Origin of the sequence: Streptomyces albidus (ex Kaewkla and Franco 2022) (assembly GCF_013870515.1) — a bacterium.
Taxonomy (GTDB): Bacteria; Actinomycetota; Actinomycetes; order Streptomycetales; family Streptomycetaceae; genus Streptomyces; species Streptomyces albidus.
Genome location: NZ_JACBXA010000459.1, coordinates 1 through 2167, shown reverse-complemented (window position 1 = coordinate 2167; position 2167 = coordinate 1). Strand labels below are relative to the sequence as shown.

Sequence of the window (2167 nt, the reverse complement as noted above, 5' to 3'; positions counted from 1 at the left end):
GGCGCCCGACCTGCCCGGAGAGTACGGCGGCTCGGGCATCACCGCGCTCGAACTGGGCGAGGTCTGCGCGCACTTGGGCGGGGTGTGCAGTGCCCTGCGCGGGCTCGTGACGGTGCAGGGCATGGTCGCCGCCGCGCTGAACCGCTGGGGAACGCGGGAGCAGCGGGCGCGCTGGCTGCCGAAGCTGGCGAGCGGCGAGCTCATCGCCGGCTTCGCCGCGACCGAGGAGGCGGCGGGCAGCGCCCTGTCCGCGGTCGGCACCCGCATCGAGGACTCCGGTGACGGCGAGCACGTCACCGTCACCGGCCGCAAGAGGTGGATCACCTTCGGACAGGTCGCACAGGTCTTCCTCGTGCTCGGCAAGGTCGACGGCAAGCCCGCCGCGGTGCTCGTGGAAGCGGACCGCGAAGGGGTGAGCAGGGAGCCGGTCGGCGGCCAACTCGGCATGCGCGCCGCGCAGATCGCGCACATCGGGTTCGAGGACGTACGGGTGCCGCGGGCCGACCTCGTCGCTCCCGCAGGACTGGGACTCTCCCACGTCGCGGCGACCGCCCTGGACCACGGCCGGTTCACCGTCGCCTGGGGGTGCGTCGGCATGGCGGAGGCCTGCGTGGAGGACGCGACCTCCCACGCCGCCTCCCGGATGCAGGACGGTGTGGCGCTCTTCGACCACCAGTCGGTCCGCTCGATGCTCGCAAGGATCGCGGTGGAGACCGCAGGCGCGCGTGAACTCGCCGGACGTGCCGCCAAGTTCCGCTCCAGGGGAGCGCAGCGCGGCGTGACGGAGACGATCGTCGCCAAGTACGCGGCCGCGGGCGCAGCCGCCTCCGCGAGCAGGGACGCGGTTCAGATCCTCGGTTCGGCCGGCTGCGATCCGGACAGCCGGTCGGGGCGCCACTTCCGTGACGCGAAGGTCATGGAGATCATCGAAGGAGCGCAGCAGGTGGCCGAAGTACACATCGCCGAGCAGCTGTTGCGCCGTCATGCGGCCGTTCCCGCCGCGCGGGTCGACGAGGTGCGGGCATGACGGGCGGCCCGCGGGACGCACCGGTCGTCAAGTGCCTCGTGTGGGACCTGGACGACACGCTGTGGGACGGGGTGGTGCTGGAGGGCGACGATCCGGTGCCCTTCCCCGCCGCGCTCAAGACGCTCCGGGCCCTGGACGAGCGGGGGATCCTGCACGCCGCCGCCAGCCGCGGCGAGTTCGCCATCACCTCCCGCCATCTCGACGAGCGCGGCCTGGAGGAGTGGTTCTGCGACGTCCAGGTCGGCTGGGGGTCCAAGTCCGCCGCCGTACGCCGGATCGCCGAGGGGCTCAACATCGGCCTCGACACCCTGGCGTTCATCGACAACGACCCCGTCGAGCGCGCCGAGGTCGAGAGCGTGCTCCCCATGGTCCGCTGCTACGCGGCCGACCAGGTGGGCGGGATCCCCGATCTCCCGGAGTTCCAGCCGGAGTTCGTCACCGAGGAGGCGGGCAGGCGCCGGCATCTGTACCGGACCGAGCGCCGACGGCAGGTGGCCGAGGAGGAGTTCGACGGGGACCGGCACGGCTTCCTTGCCTCGCTCGGCCTCGTCATGACGGTCCGCACGGCCACCGACGAAGACCTCACCCGCGCCAGCGAGTTGACCGTACGGACACACCAGCTCAACAGCACCGGCCTGACCTACGACGCCGACGAGCTGCGGCGGTTGCGGTCCTCACCGGACCACCTGGTGCAGGTGGCAGCGCTGCGCGACCGGTTCGGCGACTACGGGATCATCGGGCTCGCCGTCACGGAACTCACCGCGAACGACTCGGTGTTGCGGCTGATGCTCATGTCGTGCCGTGTCGCCTCCCGCGGGGCGGGCACCGTGCTCCTGGACCACCTGGTCCGCGAGGCGCTGGCGGACGGGCGGCGTCCCATCGCGCACTTCGTGCCCACCGAAGCCAACCGCAACATGCTGGTCACGCTCCGGTTCGCCGGATATCTGCCTGTCGGCGGCGAGGAGGACCCGCTCGTCCTCGCCTTCGACCCGGAACGCCTTCAGCCCCCCAAGCAGGGCCATGTGCGGGTCATCAGCGGAACGGACTGAGGAGTGGGACCAGTGTGCTGCACGAATCGGCGGGGGAGCGGGCCGCGATGACCGACCCGGAGAAGACATCGGAGGGCGGGCCGGCGGGAGC

General features: G+C 71.9%; 2 protein-coding genes. Both read left to right on the top strand.

Features of this window, described 5'->3' with window-relative positions:
* Positions 1 to 1027, top strand: a 1027-nt coding sequence (locus H5J26_RS30480) for an acyl-CoA dehydrogenase family protein (protein ID WP_181769183.1), incomplete at its 5' end; no start/stop codon positions are given.
* Positions 1024 to 2076 carry an HAD-IIIC family phosphatase gene (locus H5J26_RS30475; RefSeq protein ID WP_181769182.1) on the top strand — a complete coding sequence of 351 codons (1053 nt, stop codon included), beginning with the start codon at positions 1024 to 1026 and terminating at the stop codon, positions 2074 to 2076. The genes H5J26_RS30480 and H5J26_RS30475, both read left to right, overlap by 4 nt.
* The last annotated feature ends 91 nt before the right edge of the window (positions 2077 to 2167 follow it).